A 13961-nucleotide genomic window follows, 5' to 3' on the forward strand; every position below is an offset into this window, starting at 1 on the left:
AACTAAGTCTCTCCATTAGTTAATTATCTTTGCCATCGCATTGATTTTTTGCATGAAATTCGATTTAAAAGTAAAAGACAAACAGACCAAGGCTAGAGCAGGTAAGATAACCACAGATCATGGGGTTATTGAAACTCCTATTTTTATGCCAGTTGGTACAGTAGCTTCGGTAAAAGGTGTTCACCAAAGAGAGTTAAAAAACGATATCAATCCAGATATTATTTTGGGTAATACCTATCACTTGTATTTACGTCCACAGACTCCAATTTTGGAGCAAGCAGGAGGATTACACAAGTTTATGAATTGGGATAGAAATATCCTTACAGATTCTGGAGGGTATCAGGTCTATTCACTTTCAGCAAATAGAAAGATAAAAGAGGAAGGCGTAAAATTCAAGTCGCATATCGATGGAAGTTATCATACGTTCACACCAGAAAACGTGATGGAAATTCAGCGAAGTATAGGAGCAGACATTATTATGGCTTTCGACGAATGCACACCCTATCCTTGTGATTATAATTATGCGAAGCGCTCCATGCACATGACGCATCGTTGGCTAGACAGATGTATAAATCATTTAGAAAAAACACCACTTAAGTACGATTATAATCAGACGTTATTTCCTATAGTTCAAGGGAGCACTTACAAAGACTTAAGAAAGCAATCAGCCGAATATATTGCCAATGTTGGAGCCGAAGGAAATGCTATTGGAGGACTGTCAGTTGGTGAACCAGCAGAAGAAATGTATGCTATGACAGATGTGGTCTGCGAGATTTTACCAGAAGATAAACCGAGATATTTAATGGGTGTTGGGACGCCAATTAATATATTAGAAAATATTGCGCTAGGTGTAGATATGTTCGATTGTGTGATGCCAACTAGAAATGCGAGAAACGGAATGCTGTTTACTGCTCATGGAACCATCAATATAAAGAACAAGAAGTGGGCAGATGATTTTTCGCCTATAGACGAGATGGGAATAACTTTTGTAGATACTGAATATTCCAAGGCATACTTAAAGCATTTGTTTTCCGTTAATGAATTGCTTGGAAAACAAATTGCTACGATTCACAATCTTGGGTTTTACCTTTGGTTAGTTAGAGAGGCTAGGAAACATATTATCGAAGGCGATTTTTCGACTTGGAAAACGATGATGGTCAATCAAATGAATAAACGATTATAATTTGAAGATATTAGACTGGTACATATTAAAGCGTTATCTCTTTACATTTTTGGCCATGCTATTGTTGTTCATTCCAATAATGATTACAGTAAATTTGGCAGAAAAGATTGGAAAGATTCTTGAAAAAGAAGTGCCTTTTTTAGAAGTTGCTGAGTACTATCTAAATTTCACGATTTATTTTGCTAACCTACTGTTTCCTATTTTCTTATTTCTATCGGTTATTTGGTTTACCTCCAAGCTAGCTAACAATACTGAGATTATTGCATTTTTGAGTTCTGGAGTGTCCTTCTCACGCTTTCTAAGACCTTATATAATTGGAGCTTCACTCGTTGCAGGATTTGCATTGTTCTTAGGGATGTATTTAGCGCCTATTGCTAGTGAAGGTTATAACAACTTTAGGTATACGCATTTAAAAGGAAGATCAAAACTGGTACAGACTAAAAATGTATATAGCCAGATAAATGACAATGAGTGTATCTATGTAAGCAGTTTTGATACCAAACGAAAAGTTGGACGAAATTTTTCATTAGAACACTTTGAAGGCAATAAGCTGAAGTATAAGATTCTTGCTGACAATATAAAGTATGTCGAAAAGGACTCTTCGTATTTATTGACACGATATACCATGAGAACTATTGGTGAAAATGGTGATATTATTGAAACCGAAAGACGAAAAGACACCTTGTTTGCTTTCGATATAGATAACCTGACTCCAGTATCTTATATCGCAGAAACAAAAACGTATGGAGAGTTATTAGACTTCATCGAACGCGAAAGAAAAAGCGGATCTTCTAATATAGGACGTTATGAAGTTGTAAAATACAAGCGTTGGAGTATCCCAGTTTCAGTATTTATATTGACCATTATAGGAGTTTCTGTATCCTCAATTAAACGTAGAGGCGGCATGGGAATCAATTTATTTTTCGGAATTTCCATAGCCTTAGTATATGTCTTCTTTGACAAGATTTTTGGAGTTATGGCAGAGCAGTCAGACTTCCCGCCACTAATTGCAGTTTGGTTTCCAAATGTGATTTTTGGTATTTTAGCGGTATACTTACTGTATAATGCTAAACGATAAGCTCAAGAATTACATTCATCTTCATTTTTTGGTTTTTATTGCTGGATTTACAGCAATCTTAGGTGAACTTATTTCTATTGGTTCAATCCCATTAGTGTGGTATCGTATGGCGATAGCTGGCGTTTTAATGTTGCTCTACATTAAAATCATTCGATTAAAAATCAAAGTTGATAGAAAAACTCTCTGGCAATTTTTTGGTGCGGGAATCATCATAGCGCTTCACTGGATCACATTTTTCGAATCCATAAAGCAAGCAAACGTATCCATAGCATTGGCAATGTTTTCTACAGGAGCATTTTTTGCATCCTTTATAGAACCGCTAATTTTCAAAAGGAAAATACTTTGGTACGAAATCTTTTTTGGATTAGTAGTGATACTCGGTGTGTTTTTAATTACGCAAAGCCAAATCAATTACTTGTACGGAATAATATTAGGAATCGCTTCAGCATTGTTCTCTACACTCTTTGCTGTGATAAACGGTAAGTTTATTTTAAAGCATAACGCAACGGTAATCTCCTTTTATGAATTCATAAGTGGTGTAGCCTTTATTAGCTTGTTTTTAGCATTTTCGGGCGAATTTTCCACAGACTTCTTTGTGCTGAGTAATAACGATTGGATTTATCTATTTCTTTTAGGCTCTATATGCACAGCATATGCATTCATTGGCGCAGTATATGTCATGAAAGTTATTAGTCCTTATACAGTAATATTAAGCTATAATCTAGAGCCTATTTATGGAATTACGATGGCAATACTATTGTTTCCAGAGAAGGAGACTATGAGCACACAGTTTTATTATGGAGCCGTTTTGGTAATTGGCGCAGTAATTTTAGATGGTATAATAAAGTATCGTACCAAACAAAAAAATATGTAATTTTGTACGCTAACTAACTAAGAAAAAAACAAACTTCTTTTTCTATGGAATATTTAGAATTTGAACTTCCCATTAAAGAACTACAAGAACAACTTGAGAAGTGTCAGTTGATAGGTGAGGAGAGTGATGTAGATGTTACTGAAACCTGCAAACAGATTGAAAAAAAATTAGCTGAGACTAAAAAAGACATATACAAGAATCTTACAGCTTGGCAACGTGTACAGTTGTCTAGACATCCAAACAGACCTTATACCTTAGACCATATTAATGCATTGTGCGGCGATTCATTTTTAGAACTACATGGTGATAGAAATGTAAAAGATGACAAGGCTATGATTGGTGGATTAGGTAAAATAGGCGATCAGTCGTTTATGTTTATAGGTCAACAAAAAGGATACAATACCAAAACCCGTCAATACAGAAACTTCGGGATGTCTAATCCAGAAGGATATCGCAAAGCTTTGCGTTTAATGAAATCTGCTGAAAAGTTTGGTATTCCTGTAGTTACGCTTATAGATACTCCAGGTGCATACCCAGGTTTAGAAGCAGAAGAGCGTGGACAAGGAGAGGCTATTGCACGCAATATTTTAGAAATGACTCGTCTTAAAGTGCCTATCATTACTATTATTATAGGTGAAGGTGCTTCAGGTGGAGCTTTAGGTATTGGTGTAGGAGATCGTGTATTGATGTTAGAAAATACATGGTATTCAGTAATTTCTCCAGAATCGTGCTCATCCATACTTTGGAGAAGTTGGGAATATAAAGAACAAGCTGCTGAAGCCTTGAAGCTTACAGCCAAAGATATGAAGCGTCTAAAATTGGTTGATGAAATCATCAAAGAACCATTAGGAGGCGCACATTCCGACAGAGAAAAAACCTTCCTTGCAGTTAGAGATGCTATCGTGAAGCATTTTGATGATCTTAAGAACTTATCACCAAAAGAACTTGTGGATCAGCGCATGGAAAAATATAATGATATGGGAGTCTACAAAGGCTAACTCCTTTATATTAAGAGACTAAGAAAAACTGAAGTTGTCGACTTCAGTTTTTTTATCACTATTAACAATATATTCAACTTATTAACAGTTAGATTGTTAATGAACTGTTGAGATTCAAAAAAGTGTCTTGTGCAGTTTATCGATTCAATTTAGCTACTTTCGCATTTATGAAGCAACCAAACCCTGTCCAAGGCTACCAAGTCGATAAGAGCACAATCATTAGTTTAGAGAAAGGAAAAATTCCACCGCAAGCTATTGATTTAGAGCAAGTTGTTCTTGGTGCAATGATGATTGACAAAAAAGGTGTGGATGAGGTTATTGACATTTTGAGTGCAGAAGCATTCTACAAAGAAGCCCACAAGCATATTTTTGAAGCCATTTTCAAGCTGTTCGAAAATAGTGAACCAGTAGACTTATTAACCGTTTCTAGTCAATTAAAGAAAGATGCCAAGCTCGATTTGGTTGGAGGTGATTTTTACCTCATTTCATTGACTCAAAGAGTGTCATCTTCGGCACATATAGAGTTCCATGCTCGTATTATCCTTCAAAAGTATATTCAAAGAAGTTTGATAAAGATTTCTAACGAAATTATTGAAGAAGCTTACGATGAAACCAAAGATGTTTTTGATCTTTTAGATAATGCTGAAGCGAAGCTTTATGAAGTAACTCAAGGTAACGTAAAGAAATCTACTGAGACTGCTCAAAGTTTGGTGATTCAGGCGAAGAAAAAGATTGAAGAAATTTCAAATAAAGAAGGGCTTAGTGGTATTCCTTCCGGTTTCGATAAACTGGACAAGCTTACCTCTGGTTGGCAACCGAGTGATTTGGTTATTGTGGCAGCACGTCCAGGTATGGGTAAAACCGCTTTAACGCTAACTATGGCAAGAAATATTGCTGTAGAGCAAGGGATTCCTGTAGCGTTCTTCTCGCTAGAAATGTCATCTGTACAGCTGATTACACGTCTTATTTCAAGTGAAACAGGATTATCTTCAGAAAAGCTAAGAACAGGACGTTTAGAAAAACACGAATGGGAACAGCTCAATGTAAAGGTGAAGACCTTAGAGAAGGCACCATTATTTATTGACGATACACCTTCACTTTCTATTTTCGACCTTAGGGCAAAAGCAAGACGTTTAGCATCGCAATATGGAATCAAGCTTATTGTGATTGATTACTTACAGTTAATGACAGCAGGAGGTAGCCAAAAAGGAGGAAATCGTGAACAGGAAATTTCTACAATTTCGCGTAACCTGAAAGCATTGGCTAAGGAACTAGATGTGCCAGTAATTGCCTTATCGCAGTTATCACGTGCTGTGGAAACGCGTGGCGGTAGTAAACGACCATTGCTATCTGACCTTAGGGAATCTGGAGCTATTGAGCAAGATGCAGATATTGTATCGTTTATCTACAGACCAGAATACTACAAGATAGAAGAGTGGGATGACGAAGAGCGTTCACCAACCGAAGGACAAGCAGAGTTTATTGTTGCTAAACATAGAAATGGTGGGCTAGATAATATCCGTTTGAAGTTTATCGGTCACCTTGGTAAGTTCGACAACTTGGATGATTTTGACACGCCATTTGGTGAATTCCACTCCAAGATGAATGCTGCTGCCAACGACGACACCTTTAAGCCAGATGTCTTCCCATCTGCTAATGATGCCTTTGATGCACCAGACGATGATGGTGTGCCGTTTTAAATTTTAGCTTATGAGCAATGATAATTCTGAATTAGCGAAAGGTGCTGGATTAGCTGCTGAGAAAGCCCTTGACTTTGTAGAAAAATTAATTGCTGGTCCTTTCATTGAAGGTACAGGCATATTCACTGATAAAATTAAATATTGGAGGTTTAAGAATCAGGTCAATATAATTACCAAGGCAAAAAAGTATCTTGAAAGTAAAGGAATAAGCACTCCCAAGAAAATTCCAATTAAGGATGTTACTACATTACTTGAGTATGCTTCATTTGAGGAAGAAAGTATAATGCAAGATTCATGGGCTAAATTACTTTCCAATACGATAAATCCAAATAATAAGTTTGACTCATGTCATGTTTTTAGCCAAATTTTAAATCAACTTTCTATTAATGAAATATTGGTTTTAAACCATATGTATGTTAATAGTTTTATGTTAAGTAGTGGGCATAGACCATATTTTGACGCTTCAGATTTAAAAAGAAAATCTCAAACAGATTATATAAGTAGCTCTATTATTCTGGATAATATCATTAGATTGAGGCTAGTTGAAGAGCAACCACCTAAACTTTTAGAAGAAATTAAAAAAATATCAGACTCCGATTACATTGAACAAGAGGATATAGATCATAGAATAGAAAACTCTAACCGATTTAGATTATCTAATTTTGGAGTAGAATTGATGAAGCAGATAACTGATTAAGTTTTTTTGACCACTTTTTCATGTTTCAAAATTCTTAAAAGAATAATAAAGCTAAGCGTCAACACACAATTTTTGCCTATATTTCGTTAATGAAAATGAAGCAAACCCAAATGATGTTGAGAAAAAGCTTACTTATCGTCTTACTCTTGCTAGCTGCAATTCCAGCTTATGCATCTTATATTCTTGTTCCTATGGATGCTGAGTCGCAAGATAATCACTTAAAAGCTTATGGTGTCACCTATTGGACTTTAGAACGAGAGCTAAAAGTAAAGTGGTTACTCAATTACAGAGGTGGATCGTTTTTATTACCAGACGTAGAAGGGATTCAAAGAGAATGTCAGATACGAGGTGTGTCTTTCGAAGTCATCTCTAATGCTAAGGCAGAACAAATACTAGAAGAAATCAGTAGCCCATCTATGAATATGGAAGCTGTAGTGCTAGAAAAAGCACCAAAAATTGCTGTATATACACCTTACGGAAAACAACCCTGGGATGATGCCGTGACAATGGTATTGACTTATGCCGAAATTCCTTATGAGACAATCTATGACGAAGAAGTTTTAAATGATGAACTGCTGTTATATGATTGGCTACACTTACACCATGAAGACTTTACTGGACAATACGGAAAGTTCTACAGAGCTTACCGTTCTGCAGCATGGTACATCAAAGAAAAGAAAGAGGCTGAAGAGCTAGCCACACGATTAGGATACAGCAAAGTCTCGGATGCCAAACTTGCCGTAGCATTGAAGATTAGAGATTATGTCATTGGCGGAGGATTTATGTTTGCGATGTGTTCCGCTACAGATAGCTTTGATATTGCATTATCCGCAGAACATGTGGATATATGCGAGCCAATGTTTGACGGCGATGGTAGCGACCCAGGATATCAAAATAAAATAGATTTCACGAAGACATTTGCCTTCAAGAACTTCTTACTAGAGCGCAATCCTAATGTTTATGAATTCTCTTCAATAGATATGACGCAAAAACGTCGTATTCCAAAAATGACTGATTATTTCACACTGATGGAATTTTCAGCAAAATGGGATCCAGTGCCAACAATGTTGACGCAGAACCATACTGCTCTGGTAAAAGGATTCATGGGACAAACAACATCTTTTACAAGAGAAGAAATAAAGTCTAATGTTTTGGTTATGGGAGAGAACAAAACCAATGGCGAGGCCAAATATATACACGGCATAAAAGGGAAAGGCTTTTTTACCTTCTATGGAGGTCACGATCCTGAGGATTATACACATCGTGTAGGTGATCCAAAAACAGAATTGGATTTATATCCAACATCTCCAGGTTATCGCTTAATTCTTAATAATGTACTCTTCCCAGCGGCTAAGAAGAAAAAGCAAAAAACGTAATTGCATTGCGGCAAGTTAGACACCTTTTTATAATCATACTGCAATCCGTTGTTTTCTGGGTTTTTGCATTTTGTTTTTTTACTGTTATTAGGTATTATGCATTAGGCGAAGAAGAAGGTGTTGTTGTAGAACCTGCGTTCGATCTTCCTATTGCTGAGTGGTTGCATTTTGGACTCATTGTAGGCGTTTTAGTTGGATTCTTCTTTGGAATCATAGAGTTTCTTTACGATCAATTTTTCTCTAAGTTATTACCATTACTGCTTTCCTTTCTCGTTAAGTCTTTTGTCTATTTGGTTTTGTTGGTAGCTTCAACAACGATATTAATCACTATTGCAGAAGAACAGTTGGATAGAGATTTGCCAAATGATGATGGCTGGTGGATGGACAGTAATATTTTTCTGTTGGTTGTGGCTTATTTTTGGGTGTCTTCAATTGTATTTTTCCTAATTAAATTCACCTACGAACGATACGATTACAATATTTTTCTGAACATTTTCTTCGGAAGATACCGTAGCCCAAAAGAAGAAGAACGCATTTTCATGTTTTTAGATTTAAATGACTCTACGACCATTGCAGAAGAGTTGGGTCATTTTAAATACAGCCAATTAATCAGGGATTTCTTTAACGACCTTAATAAGGTAATGGAGCCATACAGAGCTTCAATTTACCAGTATGTTGGAGATGAAGCTGTAATAACTTGGAGATATAAGCATGGCTTAAAGAATAGTGATTGCGTCAATTTGTTTTTTAAGTTCAGAGACTTAATAGAAAAGCGTCAAGACCACTATATGAAAAAATATAATCTGGTTCCAGGATTTAAAGCAGGTTTGCATGGCGGAAAAGTGATGGTTACTGAAGTCGGACATTCTAGCGTAAAGAAAGAGTTAGCCTATCATGGCGATGTTATCAATAGTACTTCAAGGATATTATCACTCTGCAAATCGCTAAGTGCAAGCCTTTTGATTTCTTCCGAATTATGGTCACAATTACCGATTACCTATATTTATGAAGCCACAGAAAAAGACCCAATTCTGTTAAAAGGAAAATCGGAGCTTACCAAAACCTACGCATTAGATTTAAAGTAGATGAATTTTTTTCAACAAGAAATAACCTTAAGACCATTCCCAAGAGGATTTCATTTAATTACTTCTGAAGTATTATCAGCATTACCAGAACTTCAGCAAATATCAGCTGGATTCCTTCAGGTATTTATAAAGCACACATCGGCGAGTTTAACAATTAATGAAAATGCCGATCCAACGGTAAGACAAGATTTTGAAAGTCACTTTAATGTCATGGTACCAGAAAATGCATCATATTATAAGCACACATTTGAAGGCTCGGACGATATGCCAGCGCATATAAAGGCTTCCTTACTTGGCGCTTCTGTAACAATTCCTATTACCAATGGATCACTCAATCTAGGAACTTGGCAAGGCATTTATTTGTGTGAACATAGAGATTATGGAGGCTCTAGAAAACTTGTGGTAACAGCTTATGGAAAATGATGTTATTGCATTATCTTCGTCTGTAAATATTTAAAACACTACCTTGAGTTTTTACATAGACGTCATTATTCCTATTCCGCTTCAAAGGCTATTTACCTATGCCATTACCGAAGCAGAAGCAGACTTCTTAAAACCAGGAATTAGAGTAGCTGTGCCTTTTGGAAAATCAAAAATATATACTGCTCTAGTCTATAATATTCATCAGACACCACCACAAGCGTATACAGCAAAATCTGTCCATCAAATTTTAGATGAAGACCCTATTGTTAGTGAAGTTCAATTAAACCTTTGGAAATGGATATCTAACTATTACATGTGTACCTTAGGGGAGGTGATGAGAGCAGCATTGCCAAGTTCATTAATATTAGAAAGTGAAACGCTCATTGTTGGTGTTGAAACCGAATTGGACGAAGAAAACCTCAAGGATGATGAATTCCTTATCTATGAAGCTTTACAACATCAATCTTCGTTGAAAGTTAAGGACGCAGCGACTATAGTAGATCGTAAAAATGTGCTGCCAGTCTTAAAGCGTCTCATAGATAAAAATGTTATTACACTTGAAGAAGAAATTCATGAAAAATACACACCGAAGCTGGTCAGATATGTTAAGCTAAATGAAAGGTTTAATTCTGAAGATGAGCTAGAGCAGTTATTGTTATCATTAAAAAGAGCTCCAAAGCAAAGTGTAGTGTTACTGTCCTTATTTAAGTTAATGACGAATGATATCACTCATATTAAAGTGAATGCCTTGCAGAAAGAAAGCCAAGTGTCTCCAGCAGTAATTAAGTCATTAATTGATAAAGGCATATTGGATGAGTTCTATTTAAAAGAAGATAGAATTTCAAATAATAGTGCTGATCAAGACGAGATTAAAACGCTGAATAATGATCAGGAAGAAGCACTTTCTCAAATTAAGTCACTTTATGATGAAAAAGATGTGGTCTTGCTTCATGGTGTAACGTCTTCAGGAAAAACAGAGATTTACACAAAGCTTATCCAGGAGGTTATAGAATCAGGAAAACAAGTGTTATATCTTGTTCCGGAGATTGCATTAACAACACAGCTTGTAGATCGTCTTAAGTCTTATTTTGGCGATTACATTTCTGTCTACCATTCACGCTATTCACTAAACGAGCGTGTTGAGTTGTGGAATAATCTATTAAAAAATGCGCAAAAAGCCCAAGTGATACTTGGAGCACGATCTTCGATTTTTTTACCATTCAGTAATTTAGGGTTAGTAATTGTTGACGAAGAACACGAACAATCCTATAAGCAATTCGATCCAGCACCACGATATCATGCCAGAGACACCGCTATTGTTTTAGCCAATCAATTTAAGGCAAAAGTCTTATTAGGGTCTGCAACTCCAAGTTTGGAAAGCTACTACAATACCAAGCAAGATAAGTATGGTTTGGTTGAATTGACTAGAAGATTCAACAATGTCCTAATGCCAGATATTGAGTTGGTAGATCTCAAGGATAAACAACGAAGAAAGCTAATGAAAGGGCATTTTAGCGATCGTTTGCTAGAGGAAATGGAAGAGGCGTTAGAAAAGAACAATCAGGTCATTTTATTTCAGAATAGGAGAGGGTATGCACCTATAGTAGAATGCCTAACCTGTGGTACATCTCCGCAATGTCCAAATTGTGATGTGAGTTTAACTTATCACCAATATAGAAATCAATTGCGTTGTCATTATTGTGGTTACAATATGGCTATGCTACAAAATTGTATGGCTTGTGGAAATCCAACTTTGGATAGCAAAGGATTTGGTACAGAACAAATTGAGCTAGAAGTAAAGGAACTATTTCCAGATTATAAAGTGGCTCGTATGGACTTGGATACTACAAGAGGAAAGCATGGTTATAAAAAGATTATTTCCGCTTTTGAACAGCAAGAGATTGACGTCTTGGTAGGTACACAGATGCTAACGAAAGGACTGGATTTTAGAAATGTAAAACTGGTCGGCATTATGAATGCAGATACAATGCTCAATTATCCAGATTTTAGAGCACACGAACGCAGCTTTCAATTAATGACTCAGGTTTCAGGACGAGCAGGAAGGACAGAGGCTAGAGGAAAGGTTTTGATTCAGACCTATAACCCATATCATAAGATATTACAACAAACAGCTTCCAATGACTATTCTGCAATGTATTTAGAGCAATTGGATGAACGACACAATTACAAGTATCCGCCAATATATAGGCTAATAAAGATTACATTAAAGCATAAGGACTATAATAAGGTAAATCAGGGAGCAGAATGGTTGAGCAAATCTCTAAGGCAATATTTCGGCGTTCATGTTCTTGGGCCTGAATTTCCACCAGTATCTAGAATACGCAATCAGTATCACAAGAATATCCTTTTGAAGATTCCTCAAAACCAATCCCTCAAAAAAACAAAAGAAGCTGTTCTTAAAGTGAAAAACAGCTTCCTTAGTATAGCGGATTTTAAGTCGGTTAAAGTAGTCTTAAATGTCGATAATTATTGAGTTTACATATTGTTAAGCGCATCCACAAGTTGAGTTTTCTTGTTTCGGCTCAGTGGAATCTCATATGCTCCAACTTCTACATTCTTACTATTAAACCTGTCAATTTTGTCTAGATTCACAATATATGATTTGTGAATTCTTAAAAACTTACCTTCTGGTAGTTCTTTCTCAAAGGCCTTCATTGTAGATAGCACTACAAGACTGTTTTCTTCAGTAACTACTTTTACATAATCACCAAGTGCTTCAATCCATTTAATATCTCTGATGTAAACTTTACGTTTCTTAAGGTTACTTTTTACAAAGATGTGCTCGCCATCGGTTTCATTGAAGTCTAGCTTTAATTTGTGTTGTTCCAGGGCTTTTTCAACAGCTGCATTAAAACGTTCCTTTGTAATTGGCTTTTGTAGGTAATCAGTCGCATCATAATTAAATGCTTTAAAGGCGTATTCTGTTTTACCTGTTACAAAGATGATTTGGGGTTTGTTGTTGAGGACGTCCAGCAGCTCGAAACCATTCAATACAGGCATCTCAATATCCAGAAAGATGAGGTCCACTTTGTGGGTATTGAGTCCGTTTTTAGTTTCTAGTGCACTGCTGTATTCCGCGATAAGGTTAAGAGAAGAGTGATTTTCTATTAACTTTACGATCGACAATCGTTGTATCGCTGAATCATCAACTACTACACAGTTTAAAGTCATAACATTTTATTCTTTTAGGTTAAGATATCGACAATGTTACAAAAAATTCGGTTAAAAACCAAAAAACATCGACAAACCGTAAATTTTAACAAAATTTTAACGATTTTATTGTAGGATAAAAATACAACTCCAAAATATTGTGTGTAAAGGAATTAATAGCTATTTTTGCACCCATTTTAATAACAAATATAAATTTATTTATGAATCATTACGAAACTGTTTTCATCTTGAATCCCGTTTTATCTGAAGACCAGATAAAGGAAACAGTAAAGAAATACGAAGATTTTCTTGTTTCTAAAGGTGCCAAGATGATTTCCAAGGAAGATTGGGGACTAAAGAAGTTAGCTTACCCAATCCAAAACAAAAAGAGTGGTTTTTATCACTTATTTGAGTACACTGTAGCTGGAGAAGCTATTGGGCCATTAGAAGTAGAATTTAGACGTGATGAGCGCTTTATGCGTTATCTAACCGTAAAATTAGACAAGCATGCAGTTGCTTGGGCTGAGAGACGAAGAGAAAAACTTAAACAAAAAGCGTAATTATGTCAAGCATAGAACAACAAGCAAAAGGAAAAAAAGAAGGAGAGATCAGATATCTTACTCCTCTTAATATAGAGACGCAAAAAGCTAAGAAGTATTGTCGTTTCAAAAAGTCTGGAATTAAGTATGTAGATTACAAGGATCCAGATTTCTTATTAAAGTTTGTAAACGAGCAAGGTAAGTTATTACCAAGACGTTTAACAGGAACTTCTTTAAAGTATCAAAGAAAAGTATCTGTGGCAGTTAAAAGAGCGCGTCATTTAGCACTTATGCCATACGTAGCAGATTTATTAAAATAATTACATAACTATGGAACTTATATTAAAACAAGACGTTGAGAATTTAGGATTTAAAGACGATATTGTAACAGTTAAGAACGGTTATGGTAGAAATTATTTAATTCCTCAAGGGCAAGCTATTTTAGCGACACCTTCTGCGAAGAAAGTATTAGCAGAGAACTTAAAGCAACGTGCTTTCAAAGAAAAGAAAATAATCGACGATGCTAAAGCTGTAGCTGAAGTATTGAATGGTCTAGAAATAAAGATTGCTTCAAAAGTAGGAACAGGAGACAAGCTTTTCGGTTCTGTAAACAATATCGATGTTGCAGCTGCACTTCAGAAAGAAGGACAGGACATAGATAAGAAGTTTATCAATGTTATTGGAGGAAACGTGAAGCGTTTAGGAAAATACAATGCAGTAATCAGATTACACAGAGAAGTAACAGTAGATTTACCATTTGAAGTAGTTGCTGAAGCGAAATAATTAACAAGTATAGTTAATAAAGAACAAGGGTTGCACGAGAGTGTAACCCTTTTT

Annotated in this window: 14 protein-coding genes; 13 read left to right on the forward strand and 1 reads right to left on the reverse strand. The window is 35.8% G+C overall.

All coding sequences use genetic code 11. The features are described 5' to 3' along the window. Nucleotides 1-52: 52 nt before the first annotated feature. The 10 genes from tgt to priA all read left to right on the forward strand — a co-directional run bounded on the left by tgt (nt 53) and on the right by priA (nt 11908). The gene (tgt, locus tag NCE97_RS12205) at nt 53-1183 is read left to right on the forward strand and encodes a tRNA guanosine(34) transglycosylase Tgt (protein ID WP_353779552.1); all 1131 of its coding nucleotides are present in this window, start codon (nt 53-55) and stop codon (nt 1181-1183) included. A 1-nt stretch (nt 1184) separates the two neighbouring features. Then, entirely contained in the window at nt 1185-2261 is a 1077-nt protein-coding gene (locus tag NCE97_RS12210) for an LptF/LptG family permease (protein WP_353779553.1), read from the forward strand. Further along, a complete protein-coding gene (locus tag NCE97_RS12215; RefSeq protein WP_353779554.1) occupies nt 2248-3135 on the forward strand; it encodes a DMT family transporter in 888 nt (295 codons plus the stop codon). The genes NCE97_RS12210 and NCE97_RS12215 overlap by 14 nt, the downstream gene beginning before the upstream one ends. A gap of 44 nt (nt 3136-3179) precedes the next feature. Then, nucleotides 3180-4133 (forward strand): acetyl-CoA carboxylase carboxyltransferase subunit alpha, encoded by a 954-nt coding sequence (locus NCE97_RS12220; protein WP_353779555.1) that lies wholly within the window; start codon nt 3180-3182, stop codon nt 4131-4133. A 167-nt stretch (nt 4134-4300) separates the two neighbouring features. After that, nucleotides 4301-5833 (forward strand): replicative DNA helicase, encoded by a 1533-nt coding sequence (gene dnaB, locus NCE97_RS12225; protein ID WP_353779556.1) that lies wholly within the window; start codon nt 4301-4303, stop codon nt 5831-5833. Nucleotides 5834-5843: 10 nt separating this feature from the next. After that, nucleotides 5844-6530 carry an Abi-alpha family protein gene (locus tag NCE97_RS12230; RefSeq protein WP_353779557.1) on the forward strand — a complete coding sequence of 229 codons (687 nt, stop codon included), beginning with the start codon at nt 5844-5846 and terminating at the stop codon, nt 6528-6530. A gap of 191 nt (nt 6531-6721) precedes the next feature. Further along, on the forward strand, nt 6722-7906 hold the full coding sequence (locus tag NCE97_RS12235) for an asparagine synthetase B (RefSeq protein ID WP_353779570.1): 1185 nt from the start codon (nt 6722-6724) through the stop codon (nt 7904-7906). A gap of 5 nt (nt 7907-7911) precedes the next feature. Further along, on the forward strand, nt 7912-8991 hold the full coding sequence (locus tag NCE97_RS12240) for an adenylate/guanylate cyclase domain-containing protein (protein ID WP_353779558.1): 1080 nt from the start codon (nt 7912-7914) through the stop codon (nt 8989-8991). Continuing rightward, nucleotides 8992-9414 carry a secondary thiamine-phosphate synthase enzyme YjbQ gene (locus NCE97_RS12245; RefSeq protein WP_353779559.1) on the forward strand — a complete coding sequence of 141 codons (423 nt, stop codon included), beginning with the start codon at nt 8992-8994 and terminating at the stop codon, nt 9412-9414. A gap of 43 nt (nt 9415-9457) precedes the next feature. Next, the gene (priA, locus tag NCE97_RS12250; RefSeq protein WP_353779560.1) at nt 9458-11908 is read left to right on the forward strand and encodes a replication restart helicase PriA; all 2451 of its coding nucleotides are present in this window, start codon (nt 9458-9460) and stop codon (nt 11906-11908) included. 2 nt (nt 11909-11910) lie between these two features. On the opposite strand, the gene NCE97_RS12255 is transcribed toward priA, so the two are convergent. Then, nucleotides 11911-12606: a LytR/AlgR family response regulator transcription factor gene (locus NCE97_RS12255; RefSeq protein ID WP_311427873.1), complete on the reverse strand. Its 696-nt coding sequence runs from the start codon at nt 12604-12606 to the stop codon at nt 11911-11913. 200 nt (nt 12607-12806) lie between these two features. On the opposite strand from NCE97_RS12255, the gene rpsF reads away from it, so the two are divergent. The 3 genes from rpsF to rplI are packed head-to-tail and all read left to right on the forward strand — an operon-like array spanning nt 12807 to nt 13907. After that, complete coding sequence (rpsF, locus tag NCE97_RS12260; RefSeq protein WP_353779561.1) at nt 12807-13145, forward strand: 30S ribosomal protein S6; 339 nt, start codon at nt 12807-12809, stop codon at nt 13143-13145. Next, nucleotides 13145-13444, forward strand: coding sequence for a 30S ribosomal protein S18 (gene rpsR, locus NCE97_RS12265; RefSeq protein WP_353779571.1), 300 nt, complete (start codon nt 13145-13147; stop codon nt 13442-13444). The genes rpsF and rpsR overlap by 1 nt, the downstream gene beginning before the upstream one ends. A gap of 10 nt (nt 13445-13454) precedes the next feature. Then, nucleotides 13455-13907, forward strand: a complete 453-nt coding sequence (gene rplI / locus NCE97_RS12270) for a 50S ribosomal protein L9 (RefSeq protein ID WP_353779562.1) — start codon at nt 13455-13457, stop codon at nt 13905-13907. Nucleotides 13908-13961: the final 54 nt, after the last annotated feature.

The organism is Winogradskyella sp. 3972H.M.0a.05 (assembly GCF_040493455.1).
In the GTDB taxonomy this organism is placed as follows: domain Bacteria; phylum Bacteroidota; class Bacteroidia; order Flavobacteriales; family Flavobacteriaceae; genus Microcosmobacter.